General features: G+C 36.0%; 18 protein-coding genes. 7 read left to right on the top strand and 11 right to left on the bottom strand.

Annotation, left to right across the window (positions count from 1 at the left end; genetic code table 11):
- The first annotated feature begins 9 nt into the window (after positions 1-9).
- A complete protein-coding gene (locus tag EKM01_RS02725; RefSeq protein WP_126458730.1) occupies positions 10-612 on the top strand; it encodes a SprT-like domain-containing protein in 603 nt (200 codons plus the stop codon).
- A 4-nt stretch (positions 613-616) separates the two neighbouring features.
- On the opposite strand, the gene EKM01_RS02730 is transcribed toward EKM01_RS02725, so the two are convergent.
- From EKM01_RS02730 to gcvP, 6 genes are all read right to left on the bottom strand, one after another.
- The gene (locus EKM01_RS02730; protein ID WP_126766713.1) at positions 617-1,378 is read right to left on the bottom strand and encodes an ABC transporter ATP-binding protein; all 762 of its coding nucleotides are present in this window, start codon (positions 1,376-1,378) and stop codon (positions 617-619) included.
- A complete protein-coding gene (locus tag EKM01_RS02735; protein ID WP_126451774.1) occupies positions 1,375-2,124 on the bottom strand; it encodes an ABC transporter permease in 750 nt (249 codons plus the stop codon). The genes EKM01_RS02730 and EKM01_RS02735 overlap by 4 nt, the downstream gene beginning before the upstream one ends.
- A gap of 79 nt (positions 2,125-2,203) precedes the next feature.
- Positions 2,204-3,052: a glycosyltransferase family 2 protein gene (locus tag EKM01_RS02740; protein WP_126766717.1), complete on the bottom strand. Its 849-nt coding sequence runs from the start codon at positions 3,050-3,052 to the stop codon at positions 2,204-2,206.
- 104 nt (positions 3,053-3,156) lie between these two features.
- Positions 3,157-3,681, bottom strand: coding sequence for a methyltransferase (locus tag EKM01_RS02745; protein ID WP_126766720.1), 525 nt, complete (start codon positions 3,679-3,681; stop codon positions 3,157-3,159).
- 235 nt (positions 3,682-3,916) lie between these two features.
- On the bottom strand, positions 3,917-4,975 hold the full coding sequence (locus tag EKM01_RS02750) for a 3-oxoacyl-ACP synthase III family protein (RefSeq protein WP_126766725.1): 1,059 nt from the start codon (positions 4,973-4,975) through the stop codon (positions 3,917-3,919).
- 278 nt (positions 4,976-5,253) lie between these two features.
- Positions 5,254-8,103, bottom strand: a complete 2,850-nt coding sequence (gene gcvP, locus EKM01_RS02755; RefSeq protein ID WP_126766729.1) for an aminomethyl-transferring glycine dehydrogenase — start codon at positions 8,101-8,103, stop codon at positions 5,254-5,256.
- A 240-nt stretch (positions 8,104-8,343) separates the two neighbouring features.
- Between gcvP and EKM01_RS02760 the strand changes: the two genes are divergently transcribed.
- Positions 8,344-9,063, top strand: a complete 720-nt coding sequence (locus tag EKM01_RS02760; protein WP_370274143.1) for a hypothetical protein — start codon at positions 8,344-8,346, stop codon at positions 9,061-9,063.
- Positions 9,064-9,319: 256 nt separating this feature from the next.
- Here the strand turns inward: EKM01_RS02760 and EKM01_RS14965 are convergent, their stop codons facing one another.
- From EKM01_RS14965 to EKM01_RS02775, 3 genes are all read right to left on the bottom strand, one after another.
- Positions 9,320-9,571: a DUF2071 domain-containing protein gene (locus tag EKM01_RS14965; protein WP_126767046.1), complete on the bottom strand. Its 252-nt coding sequence runs from the start codon at positions 9,569-9,571 to the stop codon at positions 9,320-9,322.
- 16 nt (positions 9,572-9,587) lie between these two features.
- Entirely contained in the window at positions 9,588-9,803 is a 216-nt protein-coding gene (locus EKM01_RS14900) for a DUF2071 domain-containing protein (protein WP_304984758.1), read from the bottom strand.
- A 244-nt stretch (positions 9,804-10,047) separates the two neighbouring features.
- Positions 10,048-12,075, bottom strand: a complete 2,028-nt coding sequence (locus EKM01_RS02775; RefSeq protein ID WP_126766737.1) for a M3 family metallopeptidase — start codon at positions 12,073-12,075, stop codon at positions 10,048-10,050.
- A gap of 191 nt (positions 12,076-12,266) precedes the next feature.
- On the opposite strand from EKM01_RS02775, the gene EKM01_RS02780 reads away from it, so the two are divergent.
- The gene (locus EKM01_RS02780) at positions 12,267-12,974 is read left to right on the top strand and encodes a hypothetical protein (protein WP_233589282.1); all 708 of its coding nucleotides are present in this window, start codon (positions 12,267-12,269) and stop codon (positions 12,972-12,974) included.
- 51 nt (positions 12,975-13,025) lie between these two features.
- Here EKM01_RS02780 and purE read toward each other — a convergent pair whose 3' ends face one another.
- Positions 13,026-13,508 carry a 5-(carboxyamino)imidazole ribonucleotide mutase gene (purE, locus tag EKM01_RS02785; RefSeq protein ID WP_126458759.1) on the bottom strand — a complete coding sequence of 161 codons (483 nt, stop codon included), beginning with the start codon at positions 13,506-13,508 and terminating at the stop codon, positions 13,026-13,028.
- Positions 13,509-13,615: 107 nt separating this feature from the next.
- Positions 13,616-14,767, bottom strand: a complete 1,152-nt coding sequence (locus EKM01_RS02790) for a 5-(carboxyamino)imidazole ribonucleotide synthase (RefSeq protein WP_126766739.1) — start codon at positions 14,765-14,767, stop codon at positions 13,616-13,618.
- Positions 14,768-14,983: 216 nt separating this feature from the next.
- On the opposite strand from EKM01_RS02790, the gene hpt reads away from it, so the two are divergent.
- The 4 genes from hpt (at position 14,984) to obgE (ending at position 18,621) form a co-directional block, all read left to right on the top strand.
- A complete protein-coding gene (gene hpt, locus EKM01_RS02795) occupies positions 14,984-15,514 on the top strand; it encodes a hypoxanthine phosphoribosyltransferase (RefSeq protein WP_126458767.1) in 531 nt (176 codons plus the stop codon).
- A 13-nt stretch (positions 15,515-15,527) separates the two neighbouring features.
- The gene (locus tag EKM01_RS02800; protein ID WP_126766741.1) at positions 15,528-16,100 is read left to right on the top strand and encodes an adenylate kinase; all 573 of its coding nucleotides are present in this window, start codon (positions 15,528-15,530) and stop codon (positions 16,098-16,100) included.
- 162 nt (positions 16,101-16,262) lie between these two features.
- A complete protein-coding gene (locus tag EKM01_RS02805) occupies positions 16,263-17,537 on the top strand; it encodes a hemolysin family protein (RefSeq protein WP_126766743.1) in 1,275 nt (424 codons plus the stop codon).
- An 82-nt stretch (positions 17,538-17,619) separates the two neighbouring features.
- A complete protein-coding gene (gene obgE / locus EKM01_RS02810) occupies positions 17,620-18,621 on the top strand; it encodes a GTPase ObgE (protein WP_126451789.1) in 1,002 nt (333 codons plus the stop codon).
- The last annotated feature ends 27 nt before the right edge of the window (positions 18,622-18,648 follow it).

The raw sequence follows: 18,648 nt of genomic DNA on the forward strand, positions 1-18,648 counted from the left end.
ACGTCTATTTTGAGCGAAACCTTAGCCAGATTTATTCCAGAGCATGCGGTAAAACCCGTTTTTGAACTTATTGTTGCTAATCAAGTGCATCTTAAGATTGTCAACGAGCGTCAGACACGTCATGGTGATTATCGAAAAGGCTTAAACGGGAAGCATGAAATCACGGTAAATTCAAATCTCAATAAATACAAGTTTTTGATTACGTTGATTCATGAAATATCGCATTTGGTTGCGTTTGAAAAGTTCGGCAGAAATATTAAGCCGCATGGGGACGAATGGAAATATTCTTTTCAACGGTTGATGATTCCTTATATTCGACCAGAAATTTTTCCGAATCATTTGTTGCCTTTGTTAGCTCGACATTTCAAAAATCCTACAGCCAGCAGCGATACTGATGCTACTTTGGCATTAGCCCTGAAACAATTTGACCAGCAAAATGACAAAAACTATGTATTCGAAATCCCATACGGTAGTGTTTTTCGAATCCAAAACGGAAAGATATTCAAGAAAATTGCCGTAAGAACTAAGCGCTTTGAGTGTCTGGAAATGAGTTCTGGAAAAACCTATTTATTCAATCCTAATGCTGAGGTGGAGTTGTTGAGGTCAAGCTAGCTTTTTACGCTTTCAAATACGCTTCACGTACTTTTTTGAATAAATTTGAAGAATAAACAAAGGCGACAACAGCCTCATTATCGGTTCTGAAAATTTCTTCTTTGTTTCCTTCCCACGCTTTTAAGCCATCTTTTAAGAATAGAATTTTCTCTCCAATTTCCATCACGGAGTTCATATCATGTGTATTGATAACCGTTGTGATGTTATATTCTTCTGTAATTTCTTTAATCAAATTATCAATTAATATAGCGGTATTTGGATCTAAACCAGAGTTAGGTTCATCACAAAATAAGTATTTGGGGTTGTTTACAATGGCGCGGGCAATAGCAACGCGTTTTTGCATTCCTCCTGAAATTTGCGAAGGGAGTTTTTTATGGGCGTCAGTAAGATCGACTCTTTTTAATACAAAATCTACGCGCTGCTGAATTTTTGCTTTATTGTCTCTAGTGAACATTTTTAATGGGAAGCCAACATTTTCAGCGACAGTCATCGAATCAAATAAAGCACTTCCTTGAAAAACCATTCCAATTTCAGTGCGGAGTTCTCGTTTTTCGTCAGACGTTAATTCCGAGTAAATTCGGCCATCAAATGAAATTGTTCCAGATTCCGGAGTATGAATACCTAAAAGACTTTTGAGCAAAACTGTTTTTCCGGATCCACTTTGTCCAATAATTAAATTGGTTTTTCCGGTTTCAAAAACCGTAGAAATACCTTTAAGAATTTTATTTCCACCAAATGATTTTTCTATGTTTTGTACTTCTATCATGATCCTAGTAACAACTGTGTTAGTATATAATTGAATAGTATTATGGAAACTGATGTCCAAACAAAAGAAACGGTACTGGCTTTACCTACTTCAAGCGCACCGCCCTTCATATAATAGCCATGAAAAGAGGGGATTGTGGCCAGTAACATGGCAAATATCAGTGTCTTTATGAATGCATAAACAATGTGGTACGGGATGAAATCCATCTGTGTGCCATTTATAAACTCAGTACTAGAGATAAAACCACCATAAACGCCTGCCATCCAGCCTCCCAAAACTCCCAGAAACATAGCAATTCCTATTAAGAATGGGTATAATAATAAGGCGATTATTTTAGGAAAAACCAAGTAATTTAAGGAGTTTACACCCATCACCTCTAAGGCATCAATTTGTTCGGTAACCCTCATGGTTCCTATACTGGAGGTAATAAACGAACCCATTTTTCCGGCCATAATCACGGAGATAAAAGTGGGTGCGAATTCTAATATTACGGATTGTCGTGTCGCAAAACCGATAAGATATTTTGGAATTAATGGGTTAGTTAGATTTAAAGCAGTTTGTATAGCAACTACACCTCCAACAAAAAAAGAGATAAAGGCAACAATACCAAGAGAGTCAATGATTAGGTCATCAATTTCCTTGAAAATTAAATTTCTCATCACAGACCATTTGGTCTGTTTATTAAAAATTTCTCTCAGCATTAGGAAGTATCTTCCTATCTGTGTTATATATCGAATGAGCATCATAAGTTTTGCGAATATGGGCTAAATTACAAAAATTGTAAGGAGTTATATCTTTCAATTTAGCAGTTTTTGATTTTGGAAGCTAAAAAAGCTTTTCCTTCATTTTTTTTAAACGATATTTTCTAATGAATTTTGCTTGTTCTTCTGTAACTAATAATGGAGTTTTAGCTACTTTAGCTTTCCAATAACCGCTGATGTAATCTACAAATAGTAGCGGTTTTTTCTTCATTATTGCCAGCTTTGCCGAAGCGATGGAAGTGATTAAAAAGCCGTAGCCTAAAGTATAAAATGCTTCGCCTTGTTTGTAACGTGCAGTTTTATTGTAATTAGCGCCAGTTGGTTTTAGGTGTTTTACCAGTAATGAAGTGTCCGCAATGACTTTCCATCCGTAAAATTTACATAGTAATTCATCTACGGTGTCCCAACCCATTGCCGGTTTTAAATTGCCTATTTGCTCGAAGCATGCTTTTCTATAGGCTTTGAATGCGCCACGAATATGGTCTTTGTCAGTAAGATTTTCCAGAATCCATGTGCCATTTTTTTCGATATAAGCAAATCCGCCTGCCATTCCTATTGTTGCATCTTTTTCGAAAATGTTTAAAATAGTTTCAAAATAGTTGTTGGGCAGAATTAAATCGGCATCCAGTTTCACGATTACGTCATAATTTTCATCTAATGTTTCATAACCTTTGTGAAAGGCCTGAATAACTTTACTTCCCGGCAAATGAATTGCTTGGGAGGTTTTAGTGACCAATGTGATAAACGGATTTTCTTTGGCGAAAGCCATAACGATTTCGGCCGTTTTATCAGTAGAATTGTCATTGACTACGACTACTTTTTTGGGCAAAATGGTTTGCGAAATCAAAGAATTTAGCGTTAAAGCAATAAATGCTTCCTCGTTATGGGCCGGAATAACAATGTAATAATTCATTTAAAAATTTTTAGATTTTAGATTTTAAATTTCAGATTAACGATTTGTTGCAAGTCGTTAATCAGAAATCAGAAATCAGAAATCGTTAATCTACAATCTTAAATCTATTTGATTTTTTCAGCGTAAACAATATAATATCGGTTGGTAAACTTTCTTAATAAGGGACGAATTCCAAATTTTTTAACGGGATTGGTCCATTTTTGCCGATCTATTATTTTCCAGCCTGTTTTTTCTAATAGCCAATCGAGTTGCCAGTCTTCAAATTCATGGTAATGCCTATCCCAGGGGTCTGTTTTACTGCGGTAAGCTGGAGAAAACCACAGTCGCAATGGTATAGAAATAAAAAGTTTATCCGATTTTATTTCGTTTAAAATAGTGAAAGGATTTATTAAATGTTCAAAAATTTCGAAAGCGGTTACAACCTCTTTTTGTTCTCTTAAAAATACGGATTGGTCTTTGTCTAAGTCTTCTCCGGCTGTGTTTGTAACTGTAAATCCTTCGGATTTCATGATTTTAGAGAAAGGGTTTTCAACGCCTAAGTCTAAGATGGTCTCTGAGGAGGAGACATGTTTTTTTAGAAATTCTAAAGTATGTTTGAATCTTTTATTGGGAAACGTTTTTTCGTACATGTTTTTTTGATTTGTCCGCTGGTGAACGAAGGCACAAATATAGTAATAAATGTGTTTTTGAAGATTGTTTTTTAGCCCGGATGGTAATGAAAATCCCGGAGCTTCAAAATGTAGTTTTTCAAGGTGCAAAAAGCGACTAAAAGAAGCTTTATTGCACCTTAGAAAAACAAGTTTTGTAGTGAGGAATTGTAATGGACAGCCGGATTAGCTCCTGATTACAATTTCCTAAAAAGAATTAATATCGGTAAATAAAGGCGTTGATGTTCATTCCTGCTCCAACCGAGGCAAAAATCATAACATCTCCTTTGTGTATTTCCTGATTTTCTATTTTGCCTCGGATGAGCAGGTCAAAAAGAGTTGGAACGGTAGCAACACTGCTGTTTCCCAGTTCATGGATACTCATGGGCATGATGTCTTTAGGAACTGTTCTGTCGTATAATTTGTAAAAACGCTGTATGATTGCTTCGTCCATTTTTTCGTTAGCCTGATGGATAAGAATTTTTTTGACATCATCAATACTTAGTCCACTTTTGTCTAAACAACTTTTCATGGCTGCAGGGACATGATTTAATGCAAATTCATAGATTTTACGTCCGTACATTTTTATGTAGCGAATGTCCGGATCTAAATCAGGATTGTAGGATTTTCCAAAGAATAAATAGTTGGCTTCGTCATTTGCATAGGTGGCACTTTCATACGCTAACAAACCGGCGTCATCATCTGAAGCTTCAATGATAGAAGCGCCGGCACCATCTGAGTAGATCATGGAATCCCTGTCATGCGCATCGACTACTCTGGAAAGCGTTTCTGAACCTATAACCAAGCAGCGTTTTGCCATGCCGGATTTGATGTAAGCATTGGCTTGAAGTACGCCTTCGATCCATCCGGGACAGCCAAAAAGGATGTCGTATGCAACACATTTTGGGTTTTTTATTTGTAGCTTGTGTTTGACACGTGTGGCTAAACTTGGAAGCATATCGGACTGGCTTGTGCCGTATTTTACATCGCCAAAGTTATGAGCAAAGATGATGTAATCTATTGTTTCAGGATCAATTCCAGCATTTTTTATTGCTTTTTGAGCGGCAAAAAAAGCGAGATCGGAGGAGTTTAAATGATCCTCTGCATAGCGCCGGTGTTCAATTCCGGTAATGCCCTTAAATTTATTAATGACTACTTCGTTTGGATAACCAAAAGCGGTTCCATCCTCGTTTAAAAAAACATGTTCGCCAAAATCTGTATTGCTTATTTTTTTCTCAGGAATATAACTTCCTATTCCAGCTATTTTTATTTTCATTGCGTTAATTTTCCAAAATTTATGCTAAATTAATCATTAAAAAATTAGTACAGTCACAATATTTACTATGCATGCATATAATTGTGAAATAATAATTTATTGGCTAAAATATTGAATTTTTTATTGTAAAAGGAATGTTTTGATGCGATTTTTATTTCTTACTTCTTTCAAGTTAAAAAAAAATCTTTTTCATTTTTTTTGATCAAGGGGCTTCTCTGGTCAGGTAATTTTATTGCGCAAAAAAAATGTCTCGATTTCTCGAGACATTTTGTGGTGGTTTAACTTTCCATATAGGCTTCAATTGGTGCGCAGGAACAAACTAAGTTTCGGTCTCCATAGGCATCATCTGCTCTTCGTACGGTTGGCCAGAATTTATTCTCGGCAATATAATCTAATGGGAAAGCGGCTTGTTCCCGAGTGTAAGGAAAATTCCAGATATCAGTAGTTAGCATGGCTAATGTGTGGGGCGAATTTTTCAAAACATTGTTTTTGTCTTCTACTGTTGCGTTTTCAATTTCTTTACGGATTGCAATCATGGCATCACAAAAACGATCTAACTCTTCCAGGTTTTCACTTTCTGTAGGTTCAATCATTAATGTTCCTGCCACTGGGAAAGAAACCGTAGGTGCATGGAAACCGTAATCCATCAAGCGTTTTGCAATATCAGTAACTTCAATTCCTTTTTGTTTGAAAGGGCGGCATTCTAAAATCATCTCGTGTGCGGCACGACCCATTTCTCCAGAATACAACGTATCATAATGACCGTTTAGTTTCTCTTTAATATAGTTGGCGTTTAAAATGGCATATTGAGTAGATTGTTTCAATCCTTCGGCACCTAGCATACAGATATAGCCGTAAGAGATCAAGCACACTAATGCGGAACCCCAAGGTGCGGCAGAAATTGCTGTTATCGCGTTTTCTCCACCAGTTGGAATTACAGGATTAGTAGGTAAAAACGGCACTAATTGTGGCGCAACGCATATAGGTCCTACTCCTGGTCCGCCGCCGCCGTGAGGAATCGCAAATGTTTTATGTAGGTTCAAGTGACATACATCAGCGCCAATAGTTGCAGGATTTGTCAATCCAACTTGCGCATTCATATTCGCACCATCCATGTATACTTGGCCTCCGTTATTGTGTATCAATTGTGTGATTTCTCTAATGGCACTTTCAAAAACTCCATGAGTCGATGGATAGGTTACCATCAAACAGGCAAGATTGTCTTTGTGTAAAACTGCTTTTTCGCGTAAATCTTCTACGTCAATATTTCCGTTTTCCAATGTTTTAGTTACCACTACTTTCATTCCTGCCATCGCTGCTGATGCAGGATTTGTTCCGTGCGCGGATGATGGAATTAAAGCAATGTTTCTGTGGTGATCTCCTCTTGACTGGTGGTACGCACGAATCACCATTAATCCGGCATATTCGCCTTGAGCACCTGAATTAGGTTGTAATGTTGTTCCTGCAAAACCAGTAATGACGTTTAATTGGTTTTCTAATTTAGCCAACATCTCCTGATATCCTTGCGCTTGATCAAGTGGTGCAAACGGGTGAATGTTATTCCATTGTGGCATGCTTAAAGGCAACATCTCTGAAGCGGCATTCAGTTTCATGGTACAAGACCCTAATGAAATCATCGAGTGATTCAACGCTAAATCTTTTCTTTCTAACATTTTGATGTAACGCATCAAAGCTGTTTCTGAGTGATGTTTATTGAAAACATCGTGTTGTAAAAACGTTGATGTTCTGTTTACGTTTTCAGGAAAATGATTGGTTTTTGATAACGTTTCAATCAGTGTAAGCGGAGTCCCATTTGCAGAAGCGAAAACAGCAATAATTTTATTCAAATCAGCAATGCTTGTCGTCTCGTTTAAGGAAATTGAAATCGTATTATCATCAATGTAATAGAAATTAATTTCGTTTTCTTCTGCAATTGTTTTTACTTTTTTAGCATCAGCCTTGACGACAATGGTGTCAAAGAAAGCAGTGTTCATTTGCTGGAAACCAGATTTTTCTAATGCATTAGCCAATGTCGCTGCTGAAGCATGTACTTTATTTGCAATATATTGCAATCCTTTTGGTCCGTGATACACGGTATACATTCCGGCCATAACGGATAATAATACTTGAGCGGTACAAATGTTAGAAGTCGCTTTATCCCGTTTGATGTGTTGCTCACGGGTTTGCAACGCCATACGCAAGGCGCGGTTTCCATCCGTATCAACTGTCACGCCGATGATTCTTCCTGGCATACTTCTTTTATATTCGTCTTTTGTTGCAAAATAAGCGGCGTGCGGACCACCGTATCCTAGCGGGATTCCAAAACGTTGTGTTGTTCCAAGAACAACAGCAGCGCCTATTTCTCCGGGTGGTGTCAATTTAGCCAAACTCAAAATATCAGCGGCAACAGCTACTTTTATTTCGTTTGCAGCTGCTTTAGCGATAAAGGCAGTATAATCATGTACTTGCCCAAATTTTCCCGGATATTGAAGGATTGCTCCAAAATAGTCCGAAGAAAAATCGAATGTTTCATGGTTTCCTAGTACTAATTCGACACCAATTGGCGTGGAACGTGTTTGTAAAACGGATAAAGTTTGGGGTAATATTTCTTCAGAAACGAAGAATTTATTGGTGTTGTTTTTCTTTTGATCCCGAGAGCGAACGTCAAAAAGCAGTGCCATTGCTTCTGCGGCTGCAGTTCCTTCATCTAATAAAGAGGCATTCGCAATTTCCATTCCGGTTAATTCGATAACCATCGTTTGGAAATTCAAAATGGCTTCTAAACGGCCTTGCGCAATTTCGGCTTGATACGGCGTATAGGCAGTATACCATCCTGGATTTTCAAATACATTTCTTTGTATCACTGCAGGAATAATTGCGGCATTGTATCCTAAACCAATGTAGGATTGAAAAACTTTATTTTTATTTCCTAATTTCTGAATGTGATTTGCAAACTCATATTCGGTCATTGCAGGTTCTAAATCTAAATCAGATTTTAAACGAATGTCACTTGGAATCGTTTCCTGAATCAATTGTTCCAGCGTTGCTGCCCCAATTGTCTTTAACATGTGTTCTAAATCATTTTCTCTAGGGCCAATGTGTCTTAATGCAAAAGCGTCTGTTTTCATTGTATATAAAATAGGTTGTGTGTTTCTTGTTTTAAAAGGCTGTAAAATTAAATATTAATATGCTATTAATTGCCTTTTTTAATCGGATTTTCTGTGAATTTTTCAACTAAAAGCCGTTCTTATTAACACTTTGATTAATTTTGTCTAATGAGGTTTTTTAAACAAATATTCGATTTTTATATAAATAGTAGTATTCACGTGGGTTTATCGTGTTATGCTTTGGTCCGAATGACGAACTATATGTTCCACATTCCAGTAGGTGAACCAGTTGCTAATTTTGTTTTTTTTGGAACTATTGTGGGGTATAATTTTGTGAAATACGATGCTTTGGCTCGATCCAAAAAGATAAAAATGCGCAAGGAACTAAAAGGGATTGCTTTGTTTAGTTTTTGCTCCCTTCTATTTGTAGGCTATTATTTCTTTATGCTGGAACGAGTGACGCAAATTACCGCTATTGTTTTTTTGAGTGTTACCTTGTTGTATACGCTTCCTTTTTTTCCAAATAAAAAAAATGCAAGAAATTGGGCTGGTGTCAAAATTTATATCGTAGCATTGTGTTGGGTGGGTGTCACGCTAGGACTCCCAATTTTAGATGCGGGCATCCCAATAACCATAGATTTCTATCTAAAATGCATGCAACGCTTTATCTTGATTTTTGTATTGGTGCTTGTTTTTGAAATCATTGATATGGCACACGACGATCCGCATCTTAAAACCGTACCCCAACAAATAGGAGCAAACCGTACCAAAATATTGGGACTGTTACTTTTGATTCCATTTTATTTATTGGAGTTTTTTAAAAGTAATTTAGATAAAGATCAATTGATTGTAAACTTCATTTTAGTACTGATGATTTCATTATTTTTGATTTTTGCCAATGAAAAACGATCAAAATATTATACTTCTTTTTGTGTTGAAAGCATTCCGATAGTTTGGTGGTTGTTACTTTTATTATTTTAAAAAGCACTTAATTGGTGAGTACGTTCACTAATAATAGTATTAATTTGGTGAATAGGATATTTTTCTAGTGTTGATTAAAGATAATTTTCGAGAATTTTTGAAGTAGTTTGGTCTTTGTGTACGTAGTGTGTTGGTTTTTACTGTTTATTTTCAGACAAAGCTTTTAATACTTTGTTTCTTTCGAGGATAAAAGGAATAAGGGGTTTTTAGAAACCAAAATATTTACCGCGCCAGGTAACCGTTTCGTTGTAGTTAATTAATCCGTAAGTAATTCTTTTTCGTAAACGCCTTCGAAATCAATTACTGACTCGTTTTTCGTTACTTCAAATTGTTGCCATCGGGGATGCGTGACTTCGTATTCAAAAGTTGCATTTTCGTTGATTTTGGTATACCCAAAATAATGCTCCGTAATGAACTCAGCTTCGGAATCCGGTGCAATTGCAATGGGATTTTTTTGGGTTGTTACCTGAATCGTATTCCATTTGTTTTTTACTTTCCATTGGTAAATAAATTCTCTGGAGTTTTCATTTACTTTTCAACGTATGTTTCATGGGTAACGTCTGGTAATGCTCATTGTGAAACGTATTAGCGACAAATGAAATGGCAAGTTTAGGGACAATTTCGCTGATAAAAACGGCACCTCTTTTCCATACACCATTTTCAAAACGCTTTACGTAAAAACGAAGATTGATCTCTTCAAAACCAGAAAGAAACGGGATCTTCATTCCTAAAACGCGCACGTTTTCGAACAAGAAACCAATAAAACTAACATAACATTTGCCGTTCCATCAATCGATTTCTGTTCCTTTTGGGACATATTTCTCTAGAATTTCCGGATTGACCATATAATTAATTCAGGGCTAAATTATTCCACTCGGCTTATAAGAAACTCATTTTTTTGTTGGTTTTAATTTTTTGTAGGTATGTGAAATACTATTGAAAAAACCCGAAGCCTGTTACTTCGGATTTCCAATAAGTTTGTTTCTAAACCAATCCTGCTCTTCGTAACAAAGCTTCCGGTTTTGGTTCCTGTCCTCTGAAGCGTTTGTACAAAATCATAGGGTGTTCTGTTCCGCCTTTTGAAAGTATGTTTTCTTTGAATTTGGTGGCCACTTCTGTATTAAAAATACCTTTTTCTTGGAAATATTCAAAAGCATCAGCATCCAGCACTTCGGCCCATTTATAACTGTAATAACCCGAGGAATACCCGCCTTGAAATATGTGTGAAAAAGAAGTGCTCATCGCATTTTCTTTTACTTCAGGATACAATTGTGTGGCTGCAAATTGTTCGGTTTCAAAAGCTTTGATATCCTTAATATTAGAAGGATCTTGTGCATGCCAGCCCATATCTAATAACCCAAAACTCAATTGACGCATCGTTGCCATTCCTTCCTGGAAACTGGCACTTTCCTTAATTTTATGGACTAATTCCATCGGAATCATTTCGCCGGTTTCATAATGATAGGCAAACAACGCCAAGGCCTCCGGTTCGTAACACCAGTTTTCCAGAATCTGACTTGGTAATTCCACGAAATCCCAATATACTGAAGTACCGGACAAACTTGGATATGTCGTGTTGGCTAACATTCCGTGCAAGGCGTGACCAAATTCATGAAATAAAGTTGTTACCTCGTTAAAAGTTAATAAGGATGGTTTTGTTTCGGTAGGTTTCGTGAAATTACAAACAATAGAAATATGAGGTCTTTCGTTAATTTCTTTTTTAACATATTGCGATTTAAAAGAAGTCATCCAAGCTCCGTTTCGTTTGCCTTTTCTTGGAAAGAAATCAGCATAAAACACCGCAACTAATTGACCGTCTTCATCTTTTACTGCGTATGTTGTTACTTCTTCATGGTATTTATCTACTTCGTAAACTTCTTCAAAAGTAATTTCGTATAATTTTTGCGCTACTGCAAAAGCACCGTTCAAAACTTTTTCTAATTGAAAATACGGTTTTAAAATTTCATCATCCAAATTGAATAATTGTTGCTTCAATTTCTCCGAATAATACGCACCATCCCATTTTTGAAGTTGCTCGATTCCGTGAAGCTCTTTTGCAAAAGCGGTCAATTGTGCAAATTCTTTCAAAGCTGCCGGTTTGGCTTTTTCTAATAAATCATTCGAGAAGGTTTTTACTTTCTCCGGACTTTCGGCCATTCTTTCTTCAAGTACAAAATGAGCGTGCGTAGCATAACCTAAAACTTGCGCTCTGTCAAAACGCAATTTGGCAATTTTTAGTACAATTTCCTGATTGTCAAATTCGTTATTTTGAAAACCTTTGGCACCGAAAGCGATTGCCATTTCCATGCGTAATTCCCGATTGTCAGCATAGGTCACAAACGGAACATAACTAGGATAGTCCAATGTGAAAATCCATCCTTCTTTTTCTTGGCTTTTAGCCAATGAACGAGCAGCTTCGATAGTTCCGTCTGGCAAACCGGCTAAATCTGTTTTGTTAGTAATATGCAGTTGATAGGCCTGTGTTTCGGCCAAAACATTTTCGCCAAACTGCAAACTCAATTTCGATAATTCTTTATCAATTTCTCGCAATTGATTCTTTTTATCTTCCGGTAAATTCGCTCCATTTCTGGAAAAGCTTTTGTATTTTTTGTCTAAAAGCGTGGTTTGCTCCGGATTGAGATTCAGTTTTTCTCGTTGCTCATACACTGTTTTTACTCGTGCGAATAAATCCGGATTAAGACGCACATCGTTGCCAAACTCAGAGAGCAGAGGCGAAACTTCCTGAGCGATTTTTTGAATTTCGTCATTGGTTTCGGCTGAATTCAAGTTGAAAAAGATGCTTGAGATTCGGTCCAAAACATCGCCGCTGAACGCTAATGCTTCAATCGTGTTTTCGAAAGTGGGTTTTATCGGATTTTGTACAATCGCATCGATTTCGGCTTTTGCCAATTCGATTCCTTTTTGAAAAGCAGGAAGGAAATCTTCATTTTTAATTTTCGAAAAAGGTGCAGTATTGTACTTTGTATTGAAAGGGTGTGTTAGGATGCTCATTTGTATTTTGTAATAAAAATAATTTGATGTTTAAAGAAATCAAAGGTACGGATTTAATAAAAAAAATGTGTTTGTCCAAGGAATTGATTTGGGCCAAAATAGCGGATTCAAAAGTGTTATTTAAATGTTATTTATTTCTTTTGGAAACAATAAAGCCTTAAATTGTCAAAATAAGATTGGTTTTGTAAAAAATGAATCGAAAAAAATATAATAAACTAAAAGAAAAGATGAATTATCAAATTACAATAAATAGAGCGAATACTGTTGATGAGGTTGAAGAATATTGGACAAATGAGGATTATATAAAACTCTTGGGAAAGTTTGATTATCCGGATGCTGCTGATGGGGATGTTGCCAGTTTAAGGGAATTATTGTTTATGGCAATAAGTGATTTCGAACCAAAAGATGCCGCTGCAATACTATTGGAATACAAATTATCAGAAGATTTGAATGAAGGTCAAATTCAGCAAATTTCAAACGATATGCTTTTAGATAAAGTATGTGAAGAATATCCCGAAATTGGATTGCATTCAACATTGTTTCATATCAATCAATTGCTTTTCAAAGCTTACAACGGTACTTTTCCTAATGCAAAAGCGACGATTGTTGAATGCAGTTTGGTCCCGGTCGAAGGTGAAAATGAAAGCGAATTGACTAAAGAAAATATTCTGAAATTATTAAACAACGGTTTGTCTGGCAGTAATTTGATCAAAAGATTGTTCGATCTGCCAATGACTGAAAACGTCCCTTTTTCGGAAGCGGAAGATATTTTATGGGATGTTAAGACCACGGATAATGTGAATTATACGATTACAACTTCTGAATACTGGTTAAGCAGAGAGGACATTATTGCATCAGAATTTGAAGGAGTTCTTGAAATTGTTGTTGATGCAGAATAAATTATTTCACTATTTGAATTCATAAAAAAAGCTCCGTAATGGAGCTTTTTTTTATTTTTGGAGGCTTTGGGAAGCGATATTGACGGCTTCTTTCAATCCGGTTTTGTACTTAATTACTTTCTCTAGGACACTTTTGTTGTGACTTCCTATGATTTGAGCGGCAAGAATACCTGCGTTCTTGGCGCCATTTAAGGCTACGGTTGCTACGGGAACGCCACCTGGCATTTGCAGAATGGATAAAACGCTGTCCCAGCCATCGATTGAATTACTGGATTTTATAGGAACGCCAATTACGGGAAGTGGCGACATTGAAGCGACCATTCCGGGTAAATGTGCCGCGCCGCCAGCACCTGCAATAACCACAGAAATACCACGGGTGTGTGCGTTCATGCTAAAATCAAATAATTTTTCAGGCGTTCGGTGTGCCGAAACGATATCGACTTCAATTTCGATTTCAAATGCTTTTAGGATATCTATGGCTTCTTGCATGATCGGCATATCTGAGATGCTTCCCATTATTACGGCTACTTTCATTGTTTCTTATTTAAAGATTTAAAGATTTAAGCATTTAAAGATTTTTGAGAAATTCAATTTAATTAATTTTTTGAATTTTTCAATCTTTAATTTTTTCAATCTTTTAATTAACTTATCACTCTAATCGTATTCTTTACATCCTCAGCAATTCTTCGGGCTTCGTTGATGTCTTCATTTACGATGGTTACGTGTCCCATTTTTCTAAAGGGACGCGTTTGTTTTTTTCCGTAAATATGTGGCGTAACACCATTCCATCCCAGTATTTTTTCGATGTTTTCGTAGACTACATCTCCTGAAAAACCTTCTTCGCCCACTAGATTTACCATGATTCCGGCTACTTTACTGTCTGTATTCCCTAAAGGCAAATCTAGAATGGCACGCAAATGATTTTCAAATTGCGAGGTATAACTGGCTTCAATCGAGTAATGACCTGAATTGTGCGGGCGTGGAGCCACTTCGTTCACAAGGATTTCATCGTCTTCGGTTTGAAACATTTCTACGGCTAATAATCCCACATGATTGAATTTTTTAGAAACATTCAATGCGATAGCTCTTGCTTTTTCGGCTACTGTATCATCAATTCGAGCTGGGCAAATCACATATTCTACTTGATTGGCTTCTGGATGAAATTCCATTTCTACTACAGGATAGGTTTTTATTTCACCGGAAGGATTGCGACAAACGATAACAGCCAATTCTTTTTTGAACGGAATCATTTCTTCGGCAATGCATTCTACATTGGCTAAATTATCCAAATCCGAAATGTGTCGAATCACTTTTACGCCATTTCCATCATAACCAAATTCCGTACATTTCCACACAAACGGTAGTTTTGTTTTCGAATCTAGAATGTCAACAATAAGACTTTTTAAATTGTCAAATCGCTTGTAATTTGCTGTAGGGATGGTATGTTGAATGTAAAAATCTTTCTGAATTCCTTTGTTTTGAATGAGTTTCAACGTTTTTGGCGAAGGAAATACCTTTAATCCTTCTTCTTCCAGTTTTACCAAAGCTTCCAGATTGACTAATTCGATTTCAAAAGTCAAAACACTTACTTTTTTACCAAAGTTATACACGGTTTCAAAATCCATTAAATCCCCTTTGAAGAATTGGTCACAAGCTATTTTGCAAGGTGCTTCATCACTTGGATCCAAAACATAGGTTTGTATGTCGAACTTTCGGGTGTCAAACAATAGCATTTTGCCCAGTTGTCCGCCACCGAGAATTCCTAATTTGAAATCAGAAGAAAAATAATTCATGGTGTAATTGTATGTTTGAGCAAAGATACTTTATAATGATGGAATCCGAAAACACAATTTTATTTTCTTCGGAATTTTTATTATAACTTTTGTTACTTTCAATACATTTTGAGGCCCTTTTATGTGAAATTTACTTAAAATTACAAATTAATTCTCATTTATCAATTCACAAATCCGAATTCTGTATCTTTGCACATTATTTTAAAAACGAAAATAATGATACAACTTCACGACAAACAATTTGTTCCGTTTATTTCTGCTAAAGAAATTGATTTTGCCATTGCTAAAATGGTGGCGCAAATAGAAGATGATTTCGCTGATGAAATACCAGTTTTTGTAGGTGTATTAAACGGAGCTTTTATGGTCGTTTCTGATTTTATGAAACAGTATAAAAAACCATGTGAAGTATCTTTTATAAAAATGGCTTCTTATGAAGGAACTTCTACCACAAATGAGGTAAAACAATTAATCGGATTAAATCAGGATTTGACTGGACGTAGCGTTATCATACTAGAGGATATTGTAGATACCGGAAATACTTTAGTGGAACTCAAAGAATTATTCAAAAAACAAAATGTAAAGCATTTCAAAATAGCGACACTTTTCTTCAAACCAGAGGCATACACAAAAGATATCAAAATAGATTATATTGGGATTCGAATCCCAAATAAATTTATTGTAGGTTTTGGTTTGGATTATGATGGTTTAGGAAGAAATTTATCCGAAGTATATAAACTAAAAGAATAATTACCAACACATTATGACTAACATTGTTTTATTTGGAAAACCAGGAGCAGGAAAAGGAACTCAAGCAGAATTTTTGAAAGACAAGTACAAATTAACGCATATTTCCACGGGCGACGTATTTCGTTTTAATTTAAAAAACGACACAGAATTAGGCAAACAAGCAAGAGTTTATATGGATGCAGGGGATTTAGTACCGGATGAATTGACGACAAAAATGTTGATTGATGAGGTAAATAAACATCCAGACACAAACGGAATTTTATTTGACGGATATCCAAGAACACTATCACAAGCCAAAGATTTAGATGCATTTCTTGTTTCAATTAGTTCGACTGTTGCCGCAACAATTGCACTCGAAGCTGATGACGAAATCCTGGTACAACGATTGTTAGAAAGAGGAAAAACAAGTGGCAGAATTGACGATCAAGACGAAGAAAAGATCAGAAATCGCTACCAGGAATACAATGAAAAAACAGCGCCATTAATGGATTATTATCAGGGACAAGGAAAATTTCACGCAGTAAATGGAATTGGTACCATTGCAGAAATTACCCAAAGAGTAAGTACCGTTATTGATCATTTATAGGAGCAGTTCCAGCTGTACTTTGCAAGCCTCAAGAAAAATAGTTTTTTTACCTTTGGGCTTTTCACTGTTATCTGGGCTATAAAATTGAGGTTACAAACAACCGATTTCAAAACAAAAAATGGAGGAATCACATTTTAATACACAAACGAATCAACTAAGAAATTGGAAATACTAATAATATTTTTTCTAATACTGCTTAATGGAATTTTTTCCATGTCAGAAATCGCATTGATTTCGGCACGTAAAAATAGATTAGAAACTTCTGCAAAAAAAGGGAATAAAAATGCTCAAATTGCATTGGAATTAGCCAATTCTCCAAACAAATTTTTATCAACCGTACAAATAGGAATTACCTTGATAGGGATTCTAACTGGTATTTATAGTGGGGATAAAATCACATTTGACGTCGAAACTTACATCAATAATTTTGAGATACTCAAACCGTATGCCCATTCTGTTTCTGTTGGGATTGTTGTAGTGGTTTTAACTTTTTTTTCTATGGTTTTAGGAGAATTACTACCCAAAAGAATTGGTTTAAATCATCCGGAAACCATTGCAAAAACGGTGGCATTACCCATGAAAATTATTTCGGTAATTATGGCTCCATTCATTTGGATGTTGACGCATTCAACGGAATTTTTGTTGAGTATTTTACAAATAAAACCAACAGCTGACGGCAAAGTTACAGAAGAAGAAATTAGAGCGATTATCAAAGAAGGAACTGAAGGAGGCGAAGTTCAGGAAATAGAGCAAGATATTGTGGAACGTGTTTTTCATATTGGTGATCGGAAAATAAATTCTTTGATGACACATAGAAAATCAGTAGTTTTTCTACCTTTTCATGCAGATAAAGAACAGGTTAGAGAGTTTATGCTTAAAGAGTTGCATTCTATTTATCCTGTTTACGGTGAGAATTATGATGATATTGTAGGGGTTGTTAACCTAAAAAATATTTTTGCCCATTTTGAGAACCAAAATTTCAATTTGGCTGATATTATGACCGAAGCTCCCTTTATGATGGAGCAAACCACGGCGTATGTAGCGTTAGAGAATTTTAAAAAAACCGGAATACATTACGCATTTGTATCTGATGAATATGGTGTTTTTCAGGGTGTTATTACACTGAATGATATTCTGGAAGCGCTGGTTGGTGATGCTTCGGATTTTTATAAAGATGATTTTCAGTTAATTGAAAGAGAAGATGGAACATGGCTGGTTGACGGACATTATTCGTTGCACGATTTCTTGACGTACTTTGAGTTAGATGAACTAATCAATGATTATGAAGTTACTACGGTGAGTGGATTAATAATGACGGAACTATCTCATATACCCAAACAAGGAGAGAAATTAATTTGGCAAAAATTTGAGTTAGAAGTTATCGATATGGATGGCGTCAAGATTGATAAAGTGATGGTGAAAGCCTTAAAGGGTTAAAATTTGGTTTAAAGTTTAATGTGTAAAGTTAGTGTGCCGCTAATCTTTAATCTTTAAACTATAAACTTTTAAACAAAAAAAAATGACTGAAGGGAATTTTGTAGATTATGTTAAAATATATGTTTCATCCGGAAAAGGAGGAAAAGGATCTACGCACTTGCACAGAGAAAAATTTATTGAAAAAGGAGGCCCTGACGGTGGTGATGGTGGTCGTGGTGGCCATGTATATTTGGTAGGAAATAAAGCACTTTGGACATTGTTTCACCTAAAGTTTGCCAGACATATCAAAGCCGGTAATGGTGGAGATGGAAGTGGAGACAGGAGTACCGGTGCAGATGGTGACGATAAATTTATCGAAGTGCCGCTGGGTACTGTTGTAAAGGATAAAGAAACGGGAGAAATATTATTTGAAATTACTGATGAGGGTGAAAAACAAATTCTTTCTCGCGGTGGGAAAGGTGGTTTAGGTAACTGGCATTTTAGAAGCTCGACAAATCAAACCCCCAGATATTCTCAACCGGGATTGCCTGGAGCAGAGATGGATGTTATTTTAGAATTAAAAGTGCTGGCTGATGTAGGTTTGGTAGGTTTTCCTAATGCAGGAAAATCAACATTATTGTCAGTTTTGACTTCTGCAAAACCAAAAATTGCCGATTATCCGTTTACTACCTTGAAACCAAATCTTGGTATTGTAGCCTACAGAGATTTTCAATCTTTTGTAATTGCAGACATTCCCGGAATTATTGAAGGAGCAGCCGAAGGAAAAGGTCTTGGACATTATTTCTTGCGCCATATTGAACGGAATTCAACTTTATTGTTCTTAGTTCCAGTGGATACTCCGGATATCAAAGCGGAATATGATATTTTGGTAAATGAATTGACAAAATATAATCCCGAAATGCTTGACAAAGAGCGTTTGCTGGTGATTTCTAAATGCGATATGCTTGATGATGAGTTAAAAGCAGAGCTAAAAGTAGAATTAGACGTTGCTTTCAAGGATGTTCCGTATATGTTTATTTCTTCTGTGGCTCAACAAGGTTTGACAGAATTAAAAGACAAGTTGTGGAAAATGTTGAACGACTAATTTTCATAAATTTCACAAAAAAGGTGT

The organism is Flavobacterium sp. RSP46 (assembly GCF_003984825.1).
Classification (GTDB): Bacteria; Bacteroidota; Bacteroidia; order Flavobacteriales; family Flavobacteriaceae; genus Flavobacterium.

What these genes read in the sequence shown, in the direction of transcription:
- EKM01_RS02730 (WP_126766713.1), bottom strand. Translation starts at nt 1,378, where the DNA reads ATGATAGAAGTACAAAACATAGAAAAATCATTTGGTGGAAATAAAATT.
- EKM01_RS02735 (WP_126451774.1), bottom strand. Translation starts at nt 2,124, where the DNA reads ATGATGCTCATTCGATATATAACACAGATAGGAAGATACTTCCTAATG.
- EKM01_RS02740 (WP_126766717.1), bottom strand. Translation starts at nt 3,052, where the DNA reads ATGAATTATTACATTGTTATTCCGGCCCATAACGAGGAAGCATTTATT.
- EKM01_RS02745 (WP_126766720.1), bottom strand. Translation starts at nt 3,681, where the DNA reads ATGTACGAAAAAACGTTTCCCAATAAAAGATTCAAACATACTTTAGAA.
- EKM01_RS02750 (WP_126766725.1), bottom strand. Translation starts at nt 4,975, where the DNA reads ATGAAAATAAAAATAGCTGGAATAGGAAGTTATATTCCTGAGAAAAAA.
- gcvP (WP_126766729.1), bottom strand. Translation starts at nt 8,103, where the DNA reads ATGAAAACAGACGCTTTTGCATTAAGACACATTGGCCCTAGAGAAAAT.
- EKM01_RS02760 (WP_370274143.1), top strand. Translation starts at nt 8,344, where the DNA reads ATGTTCCACATTCCAGTAGGTGAACCAGTTGCTAATTTTGTTTTTTTT.
- EKM01_RS02775 (WP_126766737.1), bottom strand. Translation starts at nt 12,075, where the DNA reads ATGAGCATCCTAACACACCCTTTCAATACAAAGTACAATACTGCACCT.
- EKM01_RS02780 (WP_233589282.1), top strand. Translation starts at nt 12,267, where the DNA reads ATGAATCGAAAAAAATATAATAAACTAAAAGAAAAGATGAATTATCAA.
- purE (WP_126458759.1), bottom strand. Translation starts at nt 13,508, where the DNA reads ATGAAAGTAGCCGTAATAATGGGAAGCATCTCAGATATGCCGATCATG.
- EKM01_RS02790 (WP_126766739.1), bottom strand. Translation starts at nt 14,767, where the DNA reads ATGAATTATTTTTCTTCTGATTTCAAATTAGGAATTCTCGGTGGCGGA.
- hpt (WP_126458767.1), top strand. Translation starts at nt 14,984, where the DNA reads ATGATACAACTTCACGACAAACAATTTGTTCCGTTTATTTCTGCTAAA.
- EKM01_RS02800 (WP_126766741.1), top strand. Translation starts at nt 15,528, where the DNA reads ATGACTAACATTGTTTTATTTGGAAAACCAGGAGCAGGAAAAGGAACT.
- obgE (WP_126451789.1), top strand. Translation starts at nt 17,620, where the DNA reads ATGACTGAAGGGAATTTTGTAGATTATGTTAAAATATATGTTTCATCC.